We start from the raw sequence: 21,198 nt of genomic DNA, 5'->3' as shown, positions 1-21,198 counted from the left end.
CGAGCGACGATGGGAGACTGGCAGGCGTGAGCACCGCTCGGCCGTCCCGTTCCGCCCAGGTCAGCGCGGTGCGCCGCCGTGACGTGATCGACGCGCTGCGGCGCGGTGCCGTACCCGAGAGTGGGCTCGACCTGCTCGCCACCGGCCTCGGCCGGTTCGAGCTGGCGCTCGAAGCCGAACTGGACGCGGTGGCCTCCGGCGCGTCGGTGTTCAAGGCAGTGCGGGGAGAGTACGGATCCGGCAAGACGTTCTTCACGCGATGGCTGGGGGAGTGGGCCAAACGGCGGAACTTCGCTGTCGCCGAAATCCAGATCTCGGAGAACGAGACGCCTCTCCACCGGCTGGAGACCGTCTACCGAAGACTGACCGAGCGGCTCACCACCGCCAGTTTTCCGCCGAGCGCACTGCGGCCGGTGGTTGACGCGTGGTTCTACGCGCTGGAGGAGGACGCCATCGCCGCCGGGGCGGACGAGAACGAGTTGGGCGCCGCGGTGGAGAAGCTGCTGGCCGCCCGGCTCACAGAGGTCTCGCGTCACGCGCCGTCTTTCGCGACCGCCCTGCGGGGCTACCGGGCCGCGCTTGCGGTGGGGGACGAGGCGACGGCTGCGGCGGTGCTGGCCTGGCTCGGCGGACAGCCGCACGTCGCCGCGGCGGCGCGCCGGTTCGCAGGCGTGCGTGGGGATCTCGACCACTTCGGGGCGCTCGCTTTCCTGCAGGGACTGCTGACCGTGCTGCGCGATTCCGGACACCCCGGGCTCCTTGTTGTGCTCGACGAGGTCGAGACCTTGCAGCGGGTGCGCGCCGACGCGCGCGACAAGGCGCTCAACTCGCTGCGGCAGCTGATCGACGAAGTGCACTCCGGCCGTTTTCCTGGCCTGTATCTGGTGATCACCGGGACGCCCGCGTTCTACGACGGGCAGCAGGGAGTGCAGCGCCTGGCACCGTTGGCTCAGCGTCTGGCGACCGACTTCACCACCGACCCGCGCTTCGACAACCCGCGCGCGGTACAGCTTCGGCTGTCCGGGTTCACCCTGGAATCACTGGTGGACCTGGGAATGACCGTCCGAGACCTTTATGCAGCCGGGGCTGACGCGCCGGAGAGAATCAAGGATTTCGCCGCCGACGTGTACATCGCCGATCTGGCGCGGGCAGTGGGCGGAGCACTGGGCGGCAAGGTCGGGGTAGCCCCCCGGCTCTTCCTGAAAAAGCTTGTCGGCGACGTGCTCGACCGCATCGACCAGTTCGATGACTTCGACCCCCGACGGCACTACACGCTGACTGTGCGGAGCAGCGAACTCACCGACACGGAACGGAACCTCGCCGCTTCGGCCGACGACGTCGACCTGGACCTGTGATGGCGTTCGATGGAGATCGCGGCGACCCATCGGACCGGCTGGACCCGGTCGTCCTGCACCACATCGTGAACAGCCTCGGCTGGCCCGACCTGCGTCCGCTGCAGCGGGAGGCGATCGGACCGCTGATGGACGGCGAGGACGCGGTCCTGCTCGCACCGACCGCGGGAGGCAAGACCGAGGCGGCCTGCTTCCCGCTGCTGTCCGCGATGGCGCAAAAGCGCTGGACCGGCACGTCGGTGCTCTACCTGTGCCCGCTCAAGGCACTGCTCAACAACCTCCTCCCGCGAATCGACTCCTACGCCCAGTGGCTCGGGCGCCGGGCCGAGCTCTGGCACGGCGACGTCCCGGAGTCGCAGCGGCGGCGGATCCGCACCGCCCCACCCGACATCCTGCTCACCACGCCCGAGTCGCTCGAGGCCATGCTGATCGGCGTGAAGACCGATCACGCGCACCTGCTGGGCTACGTCCGGGCGGTGGTCGTCGACGAGATACACGCTTTCGCCGGCGATGATCGCGGTTGGCACCTGCTCGCCGTACTGGAACGGCTGGAGCGCGTGACCGGTCGTGCCATCCAGCGTGTCGGCCTGTCGGCGACCGTGGGCAATCCGGGACAGCTGCTCGAATGGCTGCAGGGAGCCAGGGCCGGAAAACGAACCGGTCAGGTGGTGGCGCCCGAACTTCCGCCTGCAGGCATGGCCGCCTCCGCCCGCGCCTCGGAAATTTCCGGGGACGGCTCTCGCGCGGCCGGTGACGTTGAACTTGACTACGTCGGCTCGCTGGACAATGCCGCGAAGCTGATCGCCGCGCTGCACCGGGGTGAGAAACGGCTGGTGTTCTGCGACTCGCGTCGGCAGGTGGAGCAGTTGGGCGCGGCACTGCGCGCCCACGAGGTGAACGTCTTCCTGTCCCACGCCTCACTCTCTACCGAAGAGCGCGCACGGTCGGAGCAGGCCTTCGCGGAGGCCCGCGACTGCGTCATCGTCTCCACATCCACGCTCGAACTGGGCATTGACGTCGGTGACCTGGACCGGGTGATCCAGATCGACGCGCCCGCCACGGTGGCGTCGTTCCTGCAGCGCATCGGACGTACCGGACGACGGGCCGGTACTGCCCGCAACTGCCTGTTCCTCGCTACGAGGGGCGAGACGTTACTCCAGGCTGCGGGCCTGCTCCTGCTTTGGGGACGCGGCTGGGTCGAACCTGTGACGGCACCGCCGGAGCCGCGCCATCTGGTGGCGCAGCAACTGCTCGCCGTCACCCTGCAACAGCACCAGATCGGCGACCACCTGTGGCCGGAGGAGTGGAACGGCCTGGCCCCCTTCGACCGCTCGGCCGCCCCCATCCTGCGGCACATGGTCGACGAGGGGTTCCTCGACGAGGACGGTGGGATGCTGTTCATCGGTCCCGAGGCCGAGCGTCGCTTCGGGCACCGCCACTTCATCGAGCTGACCGCCTCCTTCACCGCGCCACCGCAGTTCACCGTACTGGCCGGACGCCAGGAGATCGGGCGGACCGACCCCACGGTGCTGACCGAGGAGAGAGCGGGACCCCGCGTGCTACTGCTTGGTGGCCGGAGTTGGCGGGTGACCTTCATCGACTGGGCACGCAGGCGTGCCTTCGTCGAACCGGCGGACGGCGGTGGGGTCGCCAAGTGGACGAGCGGCGGCATCGCCGGGCTGTCCTACGCCCTGACGCGGGGCATGCGGGACGTTCTGCTCGGCGCCGACCCTCCGGTCTCGCTGACCCGCCGAGCCCACGCGAGGCTCGGAGAGTGGCGCGAGGAGGACGCTCCCGGCATTGTGCATCCCGGCGGGACGTTGATTACCCGGGTAGGTGAGGACGTGCGGTGGTGGACGTGGGCCGGCTACCGCGCGAACGCGACCCTCGCCGCCACACTGCCCTCGGTCGCCGATCCGGTCCAGCGCCCCACGGATTTCTTCGTACGGCTACGGGAGGACCTCACACGGGCCGTCTGGAGACAAGCTCGTGATAGCGCGGGTGACGGTGACATCCTTGTGCTACCCGATGTGGACCGTCGCGCCGTACACGGGTTGAAATTCTCCGCCGTCCTGCCAGCAAGACTCGCCATGGCCACAGTCGCCGCCCGCTTGGCCGACTTGAACGGGGCGCGTGCCGTACTGGCTGAGCCGGTCCGCCTTCAGGAGCCTGGCCTCTGAATCGAAAGTTGCCGCACCAGAGCGCTAAACCGAGACTGTGCCGAATACGTACGCAACGATTGGTCTCCACGCCTTAAGGGAGTTCATTCCCTCAGGTCAAGTGCATGATCAGTCGAAGGTGACCGATCCTTTACGGATCAGCACGTTAGGGGTTCGAGTCCTTTCGGCCGCGCAGGTAAGGCCCAGGTTACAGTGCCAATGACATGGGCTTTGGTGTTGCTGTGGATCAGTCGGACGTCCGGTTGTGGCGTCAGAAGATGATCTGCCGACCGGACCTGACGACGCCGAATGATTGCGTGCCTAACAGGAGCCCCAGCAGTCATTACCGCAAACCCCGAGCAGGTCCCCGACGGACGAGACGCCGCAGTGAAGGCACCGTCATCGAACTGTCTCGCCGAGACCTCCGCGGGTGTGCAACGTGACGGATCGTCAGCGTTCGGCTCGGACGATGCTTGAACTGCGACACAGCTTGGCAATCACGGTGGCTACTCGTAGTCGCTGAGCGCATCCCGCACGGTCTGTGTGGCGTCCCCTGTTGTCATGTGGAATTGGTCAGTAGGGTCAGTCAGCACGCCGAGCAGGAACGTTTGAAGGTGCGGCATGAAATCGGCTTCGTATGCTGAGGCGATCTTCTGGGCCGCTGGCACGACAGTGCGGGCGGCGTCGGCCGTGACGCCTGCTCCGTAGACGAGGATGACGGTGAGGAGTTTAGCGATCACCACCTCTGGTGGGCTGAACGCGGCGGCCCACCCACTCGCGCAGGCGTACACCAGAGAAGCGAGATTGCGAGGATCGGCCTGGATCTCGGGGTGATTGGCCAGTGTGATGACCAGCCCCGTGCCCTGGTCGTCCAATGCCGTCCAGGTCGCTGGTCGTGCCAAGGTCAGCAATACCGTCTCAGCGAGCGGAGCCTGCTCGTGGGCAGCCGTCACCAGAGCCGAGGCATGTGGTAGATCAACGACACTGTGCTCGAACAACGATGACAGCACGTCGTTGGTTTTGCTTCGCTCCAGGCGGTGGGCTTTGGCCAGTGCTTCCAGCAACGCGAGCGTCCCGAACGCAGGGACTCCTTGGGCGCGAGCCCTGGCACGTACGACAACGTCGTCGCTATAGAGCGGGAGCGTGCGCGCGGCAGCCACAGCGACGCCAGTCCACCATGGTCCAGCCGCACCGAGAGGATTTCCCTCATCCACGTTGGCTGACGTCGAGGTAGAGATGGCACGGCATGACTGCACGGCGTCTCCGACCGCACGACACAGAGCGAGCACTTGCCGTCGGATGTCGTCGGCAAGAGGTTCCACATGAGGTAGATCCTCGTCGGGGGCCAGGCTGATGGTGACGGCATCCTGCGCGAGTGCACGAGCATGGACTTGGCTGAGCAGAATGTCGTAGAGGGCTGGCGCAGCGATCAGCAGATTGCTGAACTCAGGAGCGATCAGCGACCATCGATTGAGGACGCCAGCCGCGACGAACAACGCGGTGGTTTCCACGACCACGGGATTGCCTAGCGCGACAGTGGCAGCCTCCACCTCCCGCCGATACACCTCGGTGTCGGCATCGACTGCGGGCAGGAAGCCGGCCGCTTGCTGGGCGAGACTGAGCAAGTAGGGACGGCCGGTCGCGGCACTGATGGCGCCAACAGGCGCTGTTCCCTGCCAGACCCCCTGCAAGGCGGGTGCGGTCCTGGCACTGTTTGCGTGCATGAGCGCCGCGTACTGATCGGCGCTGATCGGCACGAGCGGCGGTTCACGCTGATCGGCGCGCGCCTGCCACGCCTGTTCAAGTCGCTCTCGGACATCCTCCAGAGCGGGATCGTCACCGGTGGGCATCGACCGCCTGAGGGTGAACAGGATTCGCCGGACAAGGTCGATGGGTTGTCCTGGTCTCTCCGCCAGTTGCAGCGCTGCTTCGGCGCGGTCGGCCGTCCAGTCCTGCAATTGGTATAGGTCAAACCATGTCGTCACCTCGACCGCGGACTGCGCGTCTGGATGGAGCTCGTCCAAGGTCTGGTAAGCCCGGTGGTACTGACCTTGGTTGAACTGATTGATGATGATCATCCATGCGTACCGCCGGTGCAGCTCGGCCAGATCATCGACTGCGGAGAGAGGAGCCATCAGAGCATCCGCGCGCCCCAGGTTAAGGTCGCTCTGGAGGTTGGTGATCTCTTGGAGTCCGTCTTGAGCGAGTCGTTCGCATCGGGCCCACTCGTGTCGACCGGTATATTCGTCGATCATCTTCGCCCGGATGGCGTGCCGTAGCCGGTAGGGCAGATCGGAGCGACCGAGCAACTCGGTGGCCTTGGTGAGGAACTCAGCGTTGCGTCCGGCGCGGGTGAGAACATCCAGCGCGAGTAGTTCCAGCCGGGCGTAGCCGAAGCGATTGCTGGCGTCCTCGCACGCCTGGACAGCGTCGTCCACACGGCCCAGAGCCTCCAGGCGCTGAGCGTACTCTTCGGCAGCTGGCAGGCTGCTGTCGCGCAGTCGGCGGAGCAGCACCATTGCTGCCGCCTCGTCGCCCGAGGCGGTCAGCGCGTAGGCGTGCAAGACGTCGTGGATACCCGGAGACAGCAGGTCCGCGTCGTTGATGTCGTCCAGGGCGGTCAGCGGCCAGCAGCCCAGTCCAGCGAGCTGCGCGCATGCGGCAACACGTCGGCCGAGGTATTGATCGACAGCCAGAACCTCGCGCCAGGCCGCTTCACGATCGGCCAGAGAGGCTCCGACAGCGTTCGCGCGATTGGCGGCCAGGTTGGTGCGCCACACCGGATCGCCGCTGGCGTCGACTACTGCTGCGAAGGTGTCTCCCCGCGCGATGTCGCCGTGACCATAGGCGATGCGGGCAGCGCCGAGTGCCAACTGCGGTGACGCGGCTTCCTCCGCAGTAGCCTCGCCGTCCGGCTGTGCCAGCGCCACGCGGAACGCCGATGCCTCGTCAGCGGCCATAATTTTGATCTGCATCAGCAGATGCGCTGCTGGCACGCTGTCACCACGCCATCGGCGCAACTCTGCGCGAGCCGTCTCCGCCAAGCCTGCGGCGCGCCGATAGTCGGAACCGGCGAGTGTTGCGGACGTGCTGGACGCCCGTTTGAGTAGCGCGTCCGCCAGTGCGACCTGCTGACTGGGCGAGTTCGATGCGCGCGCCAGCGCCTGCTCGTGATAGGTGATCGCAGCCTCCCAATCGCCAACGCGCATGCGTTGGTCAGCGAGAAACCGCTGGACAGTCGGTTCGCGGGCTGCTCCTTCTGGGTCATCCAGCACCTCAGCGGGCACGGGAATCGGTCCAAGGTTGGCGCCGTGGTCGAGGGCAGCAAGACCGACTGCCGCGAGCAAGCGACTGTCGGTCACCGACATGCAGTCAGTAAGCAAGTCGCGAGCGCGGTCAGGATCAGTGCCCGCCAGCATGGCGCCCGCGAACGCCCGTAGTCGGCCTGAGCCAGGCTGGCCATCTCCCGCTCGATCGGCCGCCAAGAAGCAGTCCCCGCCAGTTCGGGTCGCACCGTAGGCGATGGCGTACTCCCCGACGGCCAGCCATGCGGCCTGTTGTTGCTCCTGACCCCACCCGTCGGTGACCGCTGTGACCACTCGTTCGGGGTCGCCACGGCCGTCCACCAGGGTGTTAGCCAGGCTTCGCGCCAGCGCTGGATCTGTCTCATCACAGGCCAGCAGCCAGTTTCCGCACCCCGCCGGCAGATCGCGCAGGAGCTCGGTCAATCCGTCCGGCGGTGCCTGACGCGCCAGCTTGGCCAGCGCGCGGTAGGACGAGGCATCGACACGCTGGGAGGCCGGCACCTCGACTTTGAACCCCTTGCCCGTGACAACGGCTGTGTCCGTGGTGATGTGCTGCCAGTACGCGATGTGAGTTGCCGGTTTGTAGAGCACCAGCAGCACGGGGTCGGCGTAGTTCAGCCAGTAATCCCGAAGGCGGAGAGTGTTCTCGCGGAACACCCAACCATCCTTGGCCGGAGTAACCTCGGCGAACCAACTGGGGCCGGCCTTGATCTGTACCGCCATCACACGGCCGCTGGGATGTCCTCCCAACACCGGCTCAATCTGGGCATCGATGCCGAAATCGGATTCATTTAGTTTGCGGAAGATCCACTGGAGTTCGGTGTTGAACAATAGGCCGACGCCGTTGGACCCGCTGTCACCGGTGACTGAGGTCAGTGGGGCAGTCATCGCATCAGCCTATGTGGTCAAGTTCTCGGCATCGTCATCTGCAACGGGGCTGGACAAGGACCTCAGCTTCTCTGACCACGCGGTGGGCTACACGGAGGCAGAGAACGGCGCAAGAGCTTCCCCAACGACCAGGGCGACGTCGGCGACGATTTCGGCAACGGCCACGTTTGCCGATCCGAGTGCGATTCCGGCCTTCGGTCGAATCAATAGTTGCACCCCGCAATATTATAATCAAATACTTTTGTCGATGCGGCTCTAGTTAAGCATTAATATCTCGTTTATAAATGGCCATCGGATTCTCTGGCGCAGTGCCATCCAACTGGATTATCTTCATCATGGATTCGCGCTGAGATGCGGGCGCTGGCATGCGTACGAAATCCCCCGACTCGGTCTTGTAAACGCAATCGATGCCGTAGCGATGGAGTAGACCGGTATCGGCATCGGTAGGCCGGGCGGGGAACAGTCCGGTAAGTCGAGTCACTGGCTGCGGACTGTGGGGGGCGTAGTCGAGCAGTTGCCCGAGCGCCTGGCGGACGAAGGCGTGGTCCGCCGACCGCTTGGCCTCTACGATCTCGGTGTCGTCGGATGTGACGATATACAGGTCGGTGATGCCAGCCGGAGCGCGGAAGCGAGCAACCGCGACACCGAGGGCCGCCTGATAGCTCTGCACGAGCAGCGCTTCCGCGCGGTTGACAAGCGTCGTCCCGCCCAGTCGATCGAAGCTGGTACGGAGGACATTGACCGCTTCGACGTCGATGACCTTAGCACCGCTGTCATTGAGAGTGGTTATGGCGCGCTCTGTCAGCGTCTCGATGCCGAGGCCGTCGAGGACGTTTCTGCTCTTCTCCGCGTCGAGGAGACGCAGACCCATGAAGTTATCCCCTGGGGTGAAACCGGGCAGGTCCCAGATTTCCGTGTAGGGGATCGCGGTCTGCTCGTAGTTGAGCAGGCTGTAGACGTTATGCCAGGAGCCGTGTTTGGCATGAGGGGACCACAGGGTGTCGGCAAAGGAGGCGTCGCGGAATGAGTGGCCGATCTCGCCGACCGCATTTACATGATTCTTGCCGGTCAGCAGGACGATGTCGCCCGTACGTAGCTTCGCCATTTTAGCGTCGTGGATGCCTGTTGCTCCCCAGAACCTCGCCCTGCCATCGGGATGTAGGGCGTCCAGGGCTGTCCGTTCCTCCAGCGTCAGGGGCGTCCCGTACGGATCCGTGTGGTAGTCGATCGGCTGATTCAGGGTGATCTTCCAGTGCCGAAGTGCTTCGGCATTGCCTGACGGGTGGATGAGGACCTGCGTCAATGGAATCGTTCCTTGTGGGGATGGGCTCGTCACAAACCAGGCACGCCGAGATCGGCGAACAGCCGGTTGGTGGCAGGGTCGGTGGAATGGAGGACTGCGCCGGACATGCCTCGGGTGGCGAGGACCCTGTAGGTGTTGCGGACCAGTTCCCCGAATCGGGGGGCGCCGTGGACCTCCTTGTCCTTGTTGGCTCGGCGGTTGGCTTGCCAATCCTGACCGGTCCAGATCAGATCATTGCCGAAGATGACGCCCGCGTAGTCGTACTCGAAGCCCTGCGCGGTGTAAATGCAGCCGATCTGACCGAAGCCGGCGGGGTGAGTAGCCCACAGGCTGGATGGGGGGATGCCGTTGGTCTCCCCGTCTGCTCTGGAGTTCCAGGGGCGGTGCCAGTCGCCGATTTGGACGTCGTCGGCCAGGGTGCCGTCGGCAAGGGGGTCACTCCATGGCCAGCAGAAGCCGGCACCGATGCGGGCGCTGTACCCGTCGGCCTGCTTGGCCCGTAGGAAGTCCTCCATCACGGAGGGGGTGCCGGCCACATACAGCTGGAAGGTGTCCAGTGGCTGCCACAGCTGCGGGCCGTGCTCCCAGTCCAGCCCCAGCAACTGTTCGATCCAGGTGACGTATTCGGGGCAACCGCCGCATCGGAATTGGTGGCGAAGATCGATCTGCTGGACCCGCACCCCCATCGCGTTCGCGGCGTCGCGGATGAGTTCGATGGAACCGACTTCGCCGCGGCGGACCAACTGGTGCTCGTCAAGCAGGAATACCGGGACAGTGGCGGCGTCGATCAACTCCTGCACCTGGGGCCGCCCCTGTCGTCCGTCGTCGTTGCCGCCGTGGGCGTTGCGGCGGCGATCGGAGGTCTCTCGGATCCGGTGAGCTTCATCGCAGATCAGGACATCGATGTTCTGGGCCGTGGCGTGCGTGTAGCTGTTGAAGTAGGAGAAACTCCGCGACGCACGCTCGCTGACCTTCTTGACGCTGTCGCGCAGGGTGAGAGTGAAGGATTTGCTGCCGGTGGCGTGTACGGCACGCACGCCCTGCCGGTTCAAGGTGCCCAGCAACTCCACCGCGATCACGCTCTTGCCGGTTCCTGGGCCCCCCACGATCAAGACGACCTCCTTGGGGGCGCCCTGCTTGCTCGCGGCCACCGCGGCTCTCACATACTCGTAGGCATCCCGCTGCTCATCGAGCAGGGGAAAGACCGATCGGCGGCAGACGCTCTCACTGACCACCGTCATCAGACTTTCGGTCGGCAGTACCGGCGCTTCCAGAAGTTCTTGAGCGTAGTGAGCTGCCTTCTCCGGCGTCAGGACCGCACGCAGTGTGCTCTTGAAGTGCTCACGGTGATCGGCACAGTACATGCGCACGAGAGTGGGGTCGTATTTCAGACCGACGGAGGAAGGCCGGATCGTTGCCAGGTTCGCGCTGGTGGCGTTGTGCATGTTGACGACGCAGTGCACCTTCGCCGCCCTCTGCACTAAGGGGATGTAGTCGATCAGGACCTGGCGGTAGTCCCAGACCTGCTTGATCGGGTGCGCGTACGGCTTGGACCCACGCGTCCGGGGGACGTAGACCAGCTCGGGGACCGGGCCGGGTTCCGCGCTGGACCACTGCTTGTTCTCCACCACGACCAAGGACATTTGACCGTCATCGGGATGGGAGCCCACCAGGACCATGTCCATCCGCACATCGCTGATCGGAGTCTTCAACTCCACCAACACCTGCACTTCAGCCAGGTCCGCCTCCACCAGGAGATCAACGACGGTGGGGATGCTTTCCCGCCACGATTCGACCTCTCGTCGGTCCAGATCGCCGCCGATCAGTTCGTCGTAGCTCCGCCGGAGCTCTCGAATGAGCCCATCCTGGGAGATGAGGATGGAGAGTTCACCGGCGGTTGCCTGGTACAGGCAGCGTGGGGCCACGATTGCCGCTCCTTCGTGAGTGGCGCCATGAGGGGTGACAGGCGTACGGAACGTACCGTAACCCCACCGACCGACAACCCCATGGAGAACGGGCGAGACAGCCATGGCATCTCTCACCACGGGAGAAGCGCACCAGAAAGCCCTCACGCGAATCTCGTGGCGGGGCTGTTGCTGGTCAGGACGTTCTGTCTCTCTCGTAGATTCGCTGCTGCTCCGATGTGCTCGGCGTTTTCCTCGACCGGCCCGTGATCACCAGCCTGGTCGGCGCGTGCCGGTGTTCCCCGGCAAGCAGAAACCCCAATCGTCCATAAATAGGCCAGGAACAGAAACCCTGAGCCTCACCGGCACGGACAAATCCACTTCGAACCCATCCGACAAGGGGCAATGCCCGGTACCTGGGTTCCAGGGGTCGCCCCGGTGGAAACCACGACGGGACCGGGGGAGCCCTTCGAGCGACCAGTCGACGCCAGTCCCCATTGGACCCAATGAACGCTTACTCGGCCACGGGAACCGCGCTACGTAGCAACCTCGGGTGCGTGGGGGCAGCGCCTCGCTAAGAGTGGGGGGACCGGGGGTCGTCCCTCCGTGTAACGACGAGGAGGCCCGCGGGGGCGAACCCGTGCTCGCGACCACAGACCTCCGTCTCCGAGTGGACCTAACGGTTGCTTACTCGAACACGTCTGCCTGTTGAGCGTCACTGGTCATGAGCCAATGCCGCTAAGTTAGTGATCTTCTGCAGGTCGGGTGGGTGTGCTGCGCAGGGGTGGTTGTGGCCGGTAGGTTGCGGCGGTGGCTGGAGCGCAGGAGCCGCCGGTGGACGGCCGTTTGACTGATCACATTTCGCTGGGCGTGCTGGCCGCGGCGTTCTCCCGGGATTTGATCGAGGAGGTCGTCGACGCGACCGGCACGCGGGAGAAGCGGTCGCGGTTGCTGCCGGCGCATGTGATGGTCCGGTACGTGATCGGGCTGGGATTGTTGTTCGGTCAGGCGTATGAGGAGGTCATGCGGCAGATGACCGGCACGCTGCAGCGGCTGGGCTCCTGGGATCGGGACTGGAAGGTGCCGTCCACCTCGGCGATCACCCAGGCGCGGCAGCGGCTGGGATCGGCGCCGCTCAAGGAGTTGTTCCACCGGGCGGCGGTGCCGGTCGCGGGCCTGGGCACCCAGGGCGCATGGCTGCGCCGACGCAGGCTGATGGCCATCGACGGGACGAGTTTCGATGTGCCCGACACCGAGGCGAACGTGGCGGCGTTCGGCAAGATGGGCAGCGGCCCCAAACAGTCGGCGTTCCCGAAGTTGCAGGTCGTTTCGCTGTCGGAGTGCGGGACCCACGCCGTCGTCGCCGCCGCGATGGGCTCGTGCCGCACGGGAGAACGTGAGCTGGCCACCGAGCTGACCGGTCATGTGGACGGCGACATGCTGGTCACCGCGGACTCGGGCTTCTACTCCTGGCAGCTGTGGGATCACTACAGCGCCAGTGGTGCCGCACTGTGCTGGCGGGTCGGCGCGAGCGTTGCGTTACCGCTGGTGCGGCGTCTGCCGGATGGCTCCTACCTGGCGCTGATCTTCGCGCCGGGCACCACAGCCAAGCGCAAGGCCGCACTGCTCGCGGCGGCCCGGGCCGGTGAACAGGTCGATGAGGACCGGGCCCGTCTGGTGCGGGCGGTGGAGTACACAGTGCCCGACCGTGGCGGCCCGGACGGCGAGTTGATCTGTCTGATCACCACGATTCTGGACCCGGCCGAGCTGACCGCAGCCGAGGGTGCGTTCGCCTACCATCAGCGCTGGGAACACGAGTCCGGGCTGGATGAGATCAAAACCCACCTGCGCGGCGGGGGCGGAATCCTCCGTTCCCAGAGCCCTGACCTGGTTGAACAGGAGATGTGGGGCATCTTGCTGGCCCACTACGCGATTCGTGAGCTGATGTGCCGGGCCGCCGATGAAGCCGAACTTGACCCTGACCGGGTCAGTTTCATTCGGACCGTCCGGGTCGTCCGCCGCCAGATCGACGATCCGGCGGCCTTTTCCCCCTGATCACCTATACGTCGTGATCTTTGAGAGGGTCTTCGCTGAGATGCTGGAGAGACTCAATCCCGAACCTCGGATGCGGACCTGCCCCCGCGTCGTCAAACGCGCCCGCCACAACTCCTACCGGGTCAAACGCCCCGACGACGTCAGCGTCACCCACGCCAACCCGCCAACCATCAGACTCGAAGGACTCCTAGCAGCGGCTTAACTTAGCGGCATTGGGTCATGAGCACGGTGCGTCGCTCCCGGTGAGCATCATCGCTGCAATATGTCCTGACCCATAATCGCCAACCATGCTCATGCCGACGCAATGATGCTTGTCGTGGCGGTAGCCAGCGCCCAATTGCATGGCGTGTGCTGTCGTCGACGCCGCGCTCTTCGCGGCAGATGAGTATGTCACGAACGCTTCACACCATCGCGCTCCGCAGACGTAATACACATGAGATGGCGCGCTTGCAGCTGGAAACAAACACGTCAACTCTTAGCCCACTCCAGGTGCAGCCCTTGGCCTCGTAAATCAACTCCCTCAAGCTGGGTTCGAGCGAGTTTAGCACCATCATGTGTGTTCATTTCAACGAAGCCATACCCGCGGTTCGCCTTTTGTTGAAAGAAGTCTCTCGGGACAAATATCCTCGCCACAGGCCCCACGCTTTCGAAGATACGCCGCAACTCATCTGGCGTAACATTACGGGCGAGATTACCGACATATAGGGTTTTAGGCTCTCGTTCAGCAGTAACCTGTCTCGCCGTTGCGAGTTCTTCCTTCTCTGGCCCAAATGGCGCTGAGATGCTCTTAGTTTGGTCTTGAGCGGGCTTCGGTGGACGTAAGCCAGGCTTGGGCCGCTGGAACAACGGCGTTTGACGCTCGGAATTTCCCGACACGGTTTGTGTAATCACGGCGCGAAGACGGCCGATAGGGTTGCCAGTCGGATCAGTCAAACCTAATCCGCGAAAAGTCATTGCCAGTCCATGGCCATGAGCGTAGGGGCTTTCGGTGCCGAGAAGAGATCCGATTGCGGTGAAGTCTTTGTTAGTTAGTGGCTCGCCATGATAAACTATTTGAGCTGCCTGGGCTAATTCCCCGAAATAGCGACTAGCATCCTTAGGCTGGACAACTCTCCATCTGGGAGAGTTCCGTGTTTTAACACCCGTTCTGCTAAGGCGAAAACCTTGTATTAGGCCCTTTCTTTGTAGTCGCTCGATCAACGCCCTGTAGTCCTCGGTGTCAACTAAGTCGACAGCGTCCATGATCTGCTGCACGCTTAACGTGTCGCCTTTACGTCCCAGGAGAAGTACTTTTTCCTCATCCCGTTCAAGGTCAAAATATTCGTAACCAGCGATCCAGCGCTGATCTTCCTCAGAAAAAACTGACTTGTGGCGAAGCGCGACGAGAAAACTTTGATTGTCGGCTAGAATCTGCGGCGCTACCAGGTCATGCGCGCGCATTAGTTGAAATATTCGCCGGAAGCCTTCACCCATTTCGCGCATATATCCAAGCTCGCGCAGCGTCCGCGCAATTATAGTATTCCTTGACTGGTGAACGCCCTTCAGGCTGGTAATGCCTTCTACAGTTACTGTTGAAAGCAAGGCTCCAGGACTGTGGACCTCCAGGCGATCATCAAAGACAAGGACCTCAATACCCCGACCTTCAATGGAATAGTCGCGGTGTGCGATGGCATTGGTCAGGGCTTCTCGACACGCATCCTCTGGGTAGCGGACTTGCTCCTCGAATCGTCCTTCAGGGCCGAGTCTCGTCTCTACAAGATATGGCCTGAGTTCTTCCCATGCGGTTGAAAGTAGGTCCAGTATGCATCCCGAGACATGTTTGTCGGAGACCACGTTGTAGTCTCGTCCTGTGCGCAATTCAATGCCAGAAACCCTTAAAATCCGAACCTCGCAGCGAGGATGCCAGTGGCTGACATTTTTGGCCAAAAGAAGTACAGCAGCGCGCCGTAGCCTTACTCCGGGCCCGCTGAATTCTGCCAGATCCAAGAGTTGAAGCACTTTTTCAGGGGATAGGCCTGGAGCAATTTGATCGCCTATGCGCTCAATTGCCTCGAGGTCTAGCGTGTTCGCATCCCCGCCATCGATGAAGGCACGGTCATATTCCCGTGACAATCGCTCCTGGCGTTCAAAGGAGATGCGCTCACTGGGTACAGGAATGGATTCTCGGTCGCGACGCTGCAAGCAACGACCATCGCTAGTAAGATAGACGTATTCGGTTCCCTTTTCCACCGAGAAGTAGAGAATCTTTTTGCCGTCTAGTGCAACTACAGCCGTACGTGGTGTTGGTAACGGTGTATCTAGGTGCACGTACGTCTGCCAGGCCGAAAAGAGATTACCGATTACTTCATCATCGTGTGGAACTCCAGTTATAATGCCGCTGTCCTCAACTCCAACTAGCAGTTCACCACCGTCCGCGTTCGCAAATGCAACAAGCGCTTCGCCGATGTCCTTTCGAATGCTCTTTGGGTCGCGAGGTCTTTTGGATCCCGGAGTTCCGGCCACTGCACTTTTGAATTCGCGGAAGTGACTCTCACCCAACTGCAGTGTCGCGCGGACGCGTTCTGAGAGGGTCAGCGGATCGTCGCTAGCCATACGATCAGTCTACGACGATTGGTGGGAAAATGAACCCCGTCGGTCGACGGGACCAGGAAGGTGCAGGTAAGTGCTGCTCTGGAAGTCTCACTTCACCGGTTACATTTAGAGGACGCATGGCAGCAGCAGACTTCGACGGCGCGACGAGCGGAGATGTGTTCCGGGACTCGGCGGAGCACTCATGCGAGTGGTCCGTCGCTCCTCCGACAGTACCAAAATGAGCATTTTGTGAGCTTCGTCCTACCCCTAGCCGGACCCTGAAGCCTCTCGACCTGATCGGCGACATACATGCAGAGAGCTGGGCCATAGGCTATGCGCCACATCGCGACCCCAGGATCTGGACTTAGCTCATTGCACGCACCCTCACATCGGCAGAAGAGGACGACGTCACGGTCTCGGGCCTGAGCGCGTCCGGGCACGAGGCAAGCACGAGCCATGATGTCAACTCTTCGTCATGCTCACGAGAGTGTCGCTGACCCTCGCAGGATTTCGGTCCCCAGCATGCTCATCTTCAATGACTCTCGTGGTCGTACCGAATGACGGGTAACACGGCTGCCCAGCTTGAGGAGCTACAGCAACTGATCAACGTGCGCTGACTCCGCATCCGCCACACACGCACACAGAGGTGGTCGGGCCTCCCACAAGCCGGGCTGAGAACTCGGCGTGTAGGAGGCCCTTCCACGTCTTACGGAAGCTTCGGCCACTGGTCGGGATGCGCCACGAACGTCCCTCGCTGCGGCACCGTGAACACCCACCCGTCCTCACGCAGCATGGCAACCGCCCGCCGGACCGTGGCCTTGGACGCCCCCTTGTCCAACACCAGGACGTTCTCACTCGGAATCGGATCCTCCGGACCTATCTTGCCCGCGCGGATCTCGGCCACCAGCTCGTTGACGATCACCTGGAACATCGGCAGCAGGGAATCCGGACGCGGTGTCCCCTTCGGGCCGACGAACGTGCCCGCCCCGCTCAGGGTGTGCGCCAGCCCGCGATCACGTAACTCCCGATGGACATTCCGGGCGGTCATCTGCGCGATCCCGAACTCGCGCCGCAAGTCCTTCTCGCTCGGGACCATCTCACCCGCGCCGAGCTCCCCACGGGCGATCTGGTCGGCGATGATCACGGCGATCTGCCGGTACATCGGTACCGGGCCGTCCCGCCGAATCCGATTCGCCCCGCCCAACCCGTCGCCGCTGTCCGCCGCCTCCTCACCCTCACCCCGCAGCGGCGTCCCCTCCGATCCGACGAACCTGCTCGCCCCGCCCACGGTATAGACCAGCCCGCGATCATGTAACTCCTGGCGGGCCTTCCGGGCGCTCATGTGCGATACCCCGAACTCGCGGCGCAGCTCGATCTGACTCGGCGCCATCGCGCCGGGCTTGATCTCCCCATCCGCGATCTCCTCCGCGAGGATGTCGGCGATCTGCCGGTAGACCGGTTCCGGGCCGCCACGGTGGATCCTGGCCGCCCGCCCCTCACCCCGGCTTGGCCACTTGCTCGCCGGGGAGACCACGAAGGTTCTCGGCCCCAGCGCCACCGCCCACCGCCACGAGCACAAAACCTGCACCGCCCGCCGCGCATGTTCCCGGTTCGGCTCGGCGAACGCGAGCATCAACTCGGCCTGAGACGGGATACGCGCCCCCTCCGCTAACTCCCCCGACCGGATCCGGGCAATGACCTCATCCGCCATCACCCGCCACACCTCCCGCTCCTCCGGACCCGAAGACCCGAGCACCCGCAGCCCGGACACCACAGGCAGCCCCGGCCGCGCGGCAACCACATCCCGGCGCGGTCGCCCGCGTCCGCGTAACTCGACCCCCGCCGCCAGCAGCAGCGCCCGAACCCGATGCGCGGGCATCCCGAACTCCACCCCCAGCGCATCCAAACCCCACCCCGCCCGATACAAGCCCGCCAGCTCCTCCCCGCTCACCTCCGCCCTTTCGCCCGGCGTCTCCACCGACTCCACCGACTTCGGTTCCACCGGTGCCATGGGCCTGCGGACACGATGGCCAGGAGGCCGGATCCGCACACCCGCCTCCACCAGCCGCCTGCGGATGGTCTTGTTATCCATCCGCACCGACGCGGCGATCGCGGCGATGCTCTCCCCGCCCCGATACCGCGACACCAGATCGCTGGTCGTGATCCCCTGTCCAGGCCGATACGACCGAGGCCGGAATGGCTCACCCCAGGCTTTCAACCGCTCATACACCGCAGAAACCGACATCCCCGTATCGGCCGCGACCTGCGCCAGCGTGGCACCCGCCCGATACTTGCGCACCAATACCTCCGTACCGATCTGGTGCATCACCGGCCACCCCCAGCGCTTCTCATCGGCGCTCCCGTGCCGGGATCAGGCTCACCGTCCCCGACTCTCAACCCCAGCAGACCCGCCGCCGTCAAAGCACGGGGACCCGCGCCGCGCCCGGCCGTGGCCTCCTCCCACGCCTTCAGCGCGGGCCACCGCTCTGGCCGCGCCGCGAAACGCGGCCGTCCCGCCACCGTGTACACCCACCCCGCCCAGCACAGCATGCCGACCGCGCGCCGTGCGGTCTCCACCGAGACGCCGTAACGCGCCATGAGCGCCTGCCGAGTCGGGATAGGCCGATCAGGCGCAATCCGGCCGTCTCGGATCTGATCGGCGATCTCCCGGGCGATCCTCAAATACATAGGCAGCGCGTCCGAACCGGTCGCAGCGCTCTTCAGCCCGACGATCGTTCCCGCGCCGCCGATGGTGTGAGCCAGCCCGCGTTCGCGCAACTCCCGATGTGCCGACCGTGCGGTCTCTCGCGCCACGCCGAACACACCACTGAGTTCGTCTTCGCTGGGGATCCTCTCTCCGGGAGCCAGATCTTCGTTCTTGATCATCGCGGACAGGATGTCCGCGATCTGCCGGTACAACGGGATCGGGCCTGTCCGATCCAGCGCATCAGGCGTCAGGCCAGCGCACCTGCCCTCAGCCACCACGGGGCGACCGCCGACGATGCGAATGAGCCCTTGTCTTTTCAGCTCGTGCTGCACGATGTCGGCGATACCTCTGCTGATCCCATACGTGCGCATCAGCTCCCACAAGCGTGGAAACCGCGTGCCAGGGGCCAGCTCACCACCACGGATCTTGGCGGCAAGGATCCCGGCCACCTCTCGGCATCGAGACGCAGCGATAGATTCAGGGACGGACTGGGGAACGGATTCGGCCGAGCCATGCTCGCTGGTCATACGGCCACCTCAAACCACACCGTCCGGCCCGAGCCGTCCTCTTCCCAGTCCCAGCCACGCGCGATCTGCTCCACCAGCCGCAACCCCCGCCCCCCGGTGGCCAGCAACCCCTGGTCGTCCCGGACCCGTGGCTTGCTCGCCTCCGACCCTTGGTCGCAGACCTCCACCCGCACGATTCGGTCAGGGCAGCCGATGACCACCAACCCCACTCGTCCGCCCTCGCCGGATTCGCTGTGCGCGACGGCGTTGGTGACCAGCTCCGAGACCAGCAGCAGCACATCCGACGCCTCATCGACGCCCGCCCGCCCCAGCACCCCCCGCACAAAGACCCGCGCCCGCACCACCGACGCGGCTTCACCGGGCAGCTCAACCGCCCCCAACACCCCCAAGCCGCTCACCACGACACCGCCCGCAGGATCATCCCCACCGGATCCTCACCCTGCGCCCACACGGTGGAGGCACCCACGGTGTACTGCCGGCCCACGAGTTCCACCCGCAGTCGGTACCGCTGAAGCCATAACCCCTCCAGCGCAGATTCCGGCCCCGTCAACGGCCGCCAGTCCTCCTGACGGCCCTGCCGACGGCCTTTGCGTCTCCGCCCGCTCGCACTAGTCCTAAATTTCCTCACGATCGCACCTCGCTTGCGATCAAGGTCTGTCTGGTCGTCTGTCGCGCCAGGCGGACCGCCCTGTCCCGGGCTATAAGCCCTCTCGCCGTGCAATCGTTGACGTCACTTTTGGTATTCGGCAAGCCACGTACTGTGGGCGCGGTGTCCACGCCACCGCTACAAGCCGGCCCCATCGCGCCACGTTTGACCGATGGCAACCAGCCATCTCACTGACCCACGGCCCCGACACGACCAACACGTGTGGTCACGATGACCACACCATGACCACGATCACGACGAAGCCGATAAGCCCTGCCGTGGTGCAATGGGGGGAAGTCTTTGGGGTACTCGGCAAAGCCATTCGGTGCGGGTCATGGATTCCACAACTGACCGGCACCGTGACCACGATCACGAGGAAGACGATGACCAGAACATCGCTGCCCGTTCGGCCGAACGCCTTCCCCTCCCGGCTGCTCGGCTATGCGCTCCGCTGGTGGCGCGATGCCCGGGGTATGTCCCTGCGGGAGGTTGCCGAGGCCATCCGCATGGACCATTCCCACCTGGCCAAGCTGGAACGCGGGGAACGGCCGATACAGCCCTACATGGTCCCCGACCTGGACCGCCTCTACACCGCCGATGGTCAGCTGATGGCGTTCCACACCGCCATCACGCACCTGGACCAGATACGTGCCAGCACTCTCGGCATGGCTTCCCCCATTCACGGCAAGGATGAGGACATGGAACGTCGACGGCTTTTACAGCTTGCCGCCGCGACAGCCGGACTAGGGGCGCTCGGTGCTGCAGGCGAACCGGTACGCCAGCTACTTGACCTGTCCCTCGATCACGAATCCCGGAGCATCGAGGAATGGGAACTTGCCGTTGCCGCCCATCTATACGGACTACGCACACGACCAGCGGCCCAGGTACGAGACGATCTCGTCGTGGATCTGATGACCGCACAACGGCAGCTGGACAGGACGCCCATCCAGGACAAAGCCGAGATCCAACGGGTCATCGCTGCGCTTTCCACTCTCCACGCGAACACGCTGACTCGGCTGGGTGACCACGGAGCGGCCTTGCGCTGGTGGCGCACGGCACGCGTTGCAGCCCACGAGTCCGGGGATCTACAACTGGAACTGGGCATCTACGCCACGGAAACAGGCCACGCCAATTACGGTCAGCGCGACCCGCTGAGCACCCTGCATCTAATCCAAGGCGCGCAGCAGATCGCGGGAACCACACACTCATTAGGTTTGGCGCTGGTCACCTGCTCTGAAGCGAAAACACTCGCTCTGCTCGGAAGGCACGATGAGGCTTGCCGGGCGTTGAATCGCACTAGCGATCTACTGGAGGCCGAGCCACCGCCACCGAGCATCATGCCGAACTACTGGCAGGCTGGTCAGCTTCCGTTCGCGGAGAACCTGGTTCACACATACGCCGGGAATGAGGCCAAAGCGAGTGAGGCAAAAGATCGCTCGCTTGTGGTGTTGGGCGTTACCGGGGATCAGCAATACACCTCCATTCTTCAACTCCACGACGCCCTATGCACGGTGTTGAACGGCGGAACCGATCAAGGCATACAACGGGCCGGCACAGTGATTAATGCTCTTCCGGCTGTGCAACGCAGTAACATGATCATGGAGACAGGGCGGAAGTTACTCCGCGCGGTGCCTATCGATCGCCGGGACCGCCCGGCAGTCGGAGAGTTCCGCGAATTGCTGGCCTTGCCCCCGGCCACCAGCGCCTAAGAGCGTGTTAGGTACCCTGCCCAATAAGGCGACGGACCCAGGGTCGACCGGCGATTCGCGATGAGCACTGGC

At 64.2% G+C, this 21,198-nt stretch carries 12 protein-coding genes; 5 read left to right on the top strand and 7 right to left on the bottom strand.

Annotation, left to right across the window (positions count from 1 at the left end; all coding sequences use genetic code 11):
* Window positions 1-26 precede the first annotated feature (26 nt).
* Together brxD and Aple_RS29470 are read left to right on the top strand one after the other, a co-directional pair.
* Window positions 27-1,355, top strand: a complete 1,329-nt coding sequence (gene brxD / locus Aple_RS29475) for a BREX system ATP-binding protein BrxD (protein WP_246264864.1) — start codon at window positions 27-29, stop codon at window positions 1,353-1,355.
* Window positions 1,355-3,532: a DEAD/DEAH box helicase gene (locus Aple_RS29470; RefSeq protein ID WP_155347964.1), complete on the top strand. Its 2,178-nt coding sequence runs from the start codon at window positions 1,355-1,357 to the stop codon at window positions 3,530-3,532. The genes brxD and Aple_RS29470 overlap by 1 nt, the downstream gene beginning before the upstream one ends.
* Window positions 3,533-4,017: 485 nt before the next feature.
* Here the strand turns inward: Aple_RS29470 and Aple_RS29465 are convergent, their stop codons facing one another.
* From Aple_RS29465 to Aple_RS29455, 3 genes are all read right to left on the bottom strand, one after another.
* The gene (locus Aple_RS29465) at window positions 4,018-7,704 is read right to left on the bottom strand and encodes a DUF4365 domain-containing protein (RefSeq protein ID WP_155347963.1); all 3,687 of its coding nucleotides are present in this window, start codon (window positions 7,702-7,704) and stop codon (window positions 4,018-4,020) included.
* 259 nt (window positions 7,705-7,963) lie between these two features.
* Window positions 7,964-9,007 (bottom strand): hypothetical protein, encoded by a 1,044-nt coding sequence (locus Aple_RS29460; protein WP_174889892.1) that lies wholly within the window; start codon window positions 9,005-9,007, stop codon window positions 7,964-7,966.
* 29 nt (window positions 9,008-9,036) lie between these two features.
* Window positions 9,037-10,932 (bottom strand): DNA/RNA helicase domain-containing protein, encoded by a 1,896-nt coding sequence (locus Aple_RS29455; RefSeq protein WP_170321718.1) that lies wholly within the window; start codon window positions 10,930-10,932, stop codon window positions 9,037-9,039.
* A 789-nt stretch (window positions 10,933-11,721) separates the two neighbouring features.
* Between Aple_RS29455 and Aple_RS29450 the strand changes: the two genes are divergently transcribed.
* Window positions 11,722-12,966 carry an IS4 family transposase gene (locus Aple_RS29450; RefSeq protein WP_155347961.1) on the top strand — a complete coding sequence of 415 codons (1,245 nt, stop codon included), beginning with the start codon at window positions 11,722-11,724 and terminating at the stop codon, window positions 12,964-12,966.
* 13 nt (window positions 12,967-12,979) lie between these two features.
* The gene (locus Aple_RS29445) at window positions 12,980-13,168 is read left to right on the top strand and encodes a hypothetical protein (protein ID WP_155347960.1); all 189 of its coding nucleotides are present in this window, start codon (window positions 12,980-12,982) and stop codon (window positions 13,166-13,168) included.
* A gap of 266 nt (window positions 13,169-13,434) precedes the next feature.
* Here Aple_RS29445 and Aple_RS29440 read toward each other — a convergent pair whose 3' ends face one another.
* From Aple_RS29440 to Aple_RS29425, 4 genes are all read right to left on the bottom strand, one after another.
* Window positions 13,435-15,558, bottom strand: coding sequence for an ATP-binding protein (locus Aple_RS29440; protein ID WP_155347959.1), 2,124 nt, complete (start codon window positions 15,556-15,558; stop codon window positions 13,435-13,437).
* A 685-nt stretch (window positions 15,559-16,243) separates the two neighbouring features.
* Window positions 16,244-17,836 carry a GntR family transcriptional regulator gene (locus tag Aple_RS55690; RefSeq protein WP_155347958.1) on the bottom strand — a complete coding sequence of 531 codons (1,593 nt, stop codon included), beginning with the start codon at window positions 17,834-17,836 and terminating at the stop codon, window positions 16,244-16,246.
* Window positions 17,837-17,862: 26 nt separating this feature from the next.
* Entirely contained in the window at window positions 17,863-18,771 is a 909-nt protein-coding gene (locus Aple_RS29430) for a GntR family transcriptional regulator (protein WP_155347957.1), read from the bottom strand.
* A complete protein-coding gene (locus Aple_RS29425) occupies window positions 18,768-19,169 on the bottom strand; it encodes an ATP-binding protein (protein WP_170321716.1) in 402 nt (133 codons plus the stop codon). Before Aple_RS29425 ends, Aple_RS29430 begins: the two co-directional genes overlap by 4 nt.
* Window positions 19,170-19,659: 490 nt before the next feature.
* Here Aple_RS29425 and Aple_RS29420 point away from each other — a divergent pair, with 490 nt between their 5' ends.
* A complete protein-coding gene (locus Aple_RS29420; protein ID WP_155347955.1) occupies window positions 19,660-21,126 on the top strand; it encodes a helix-turn-helix domain-containing protein in 1,467 nt (488 codons plus the stop codon).
* Window positions 21,127-21,198: the final 72 nt, after the last annotated feature.

The organism is Acrocarpospora pleiomorpha, assembly GCF_009687885.1.
Lineage (GTDB): Bacteria > Actinomycetota > Actinomycetes > Streptosporangiales > Streptosporangiaceae > Acrocarpospora > Acrocarpospora pleiomorpha.
This window is presented reverse-complemented; position numbering and strand designations above follow the sequence as displayed.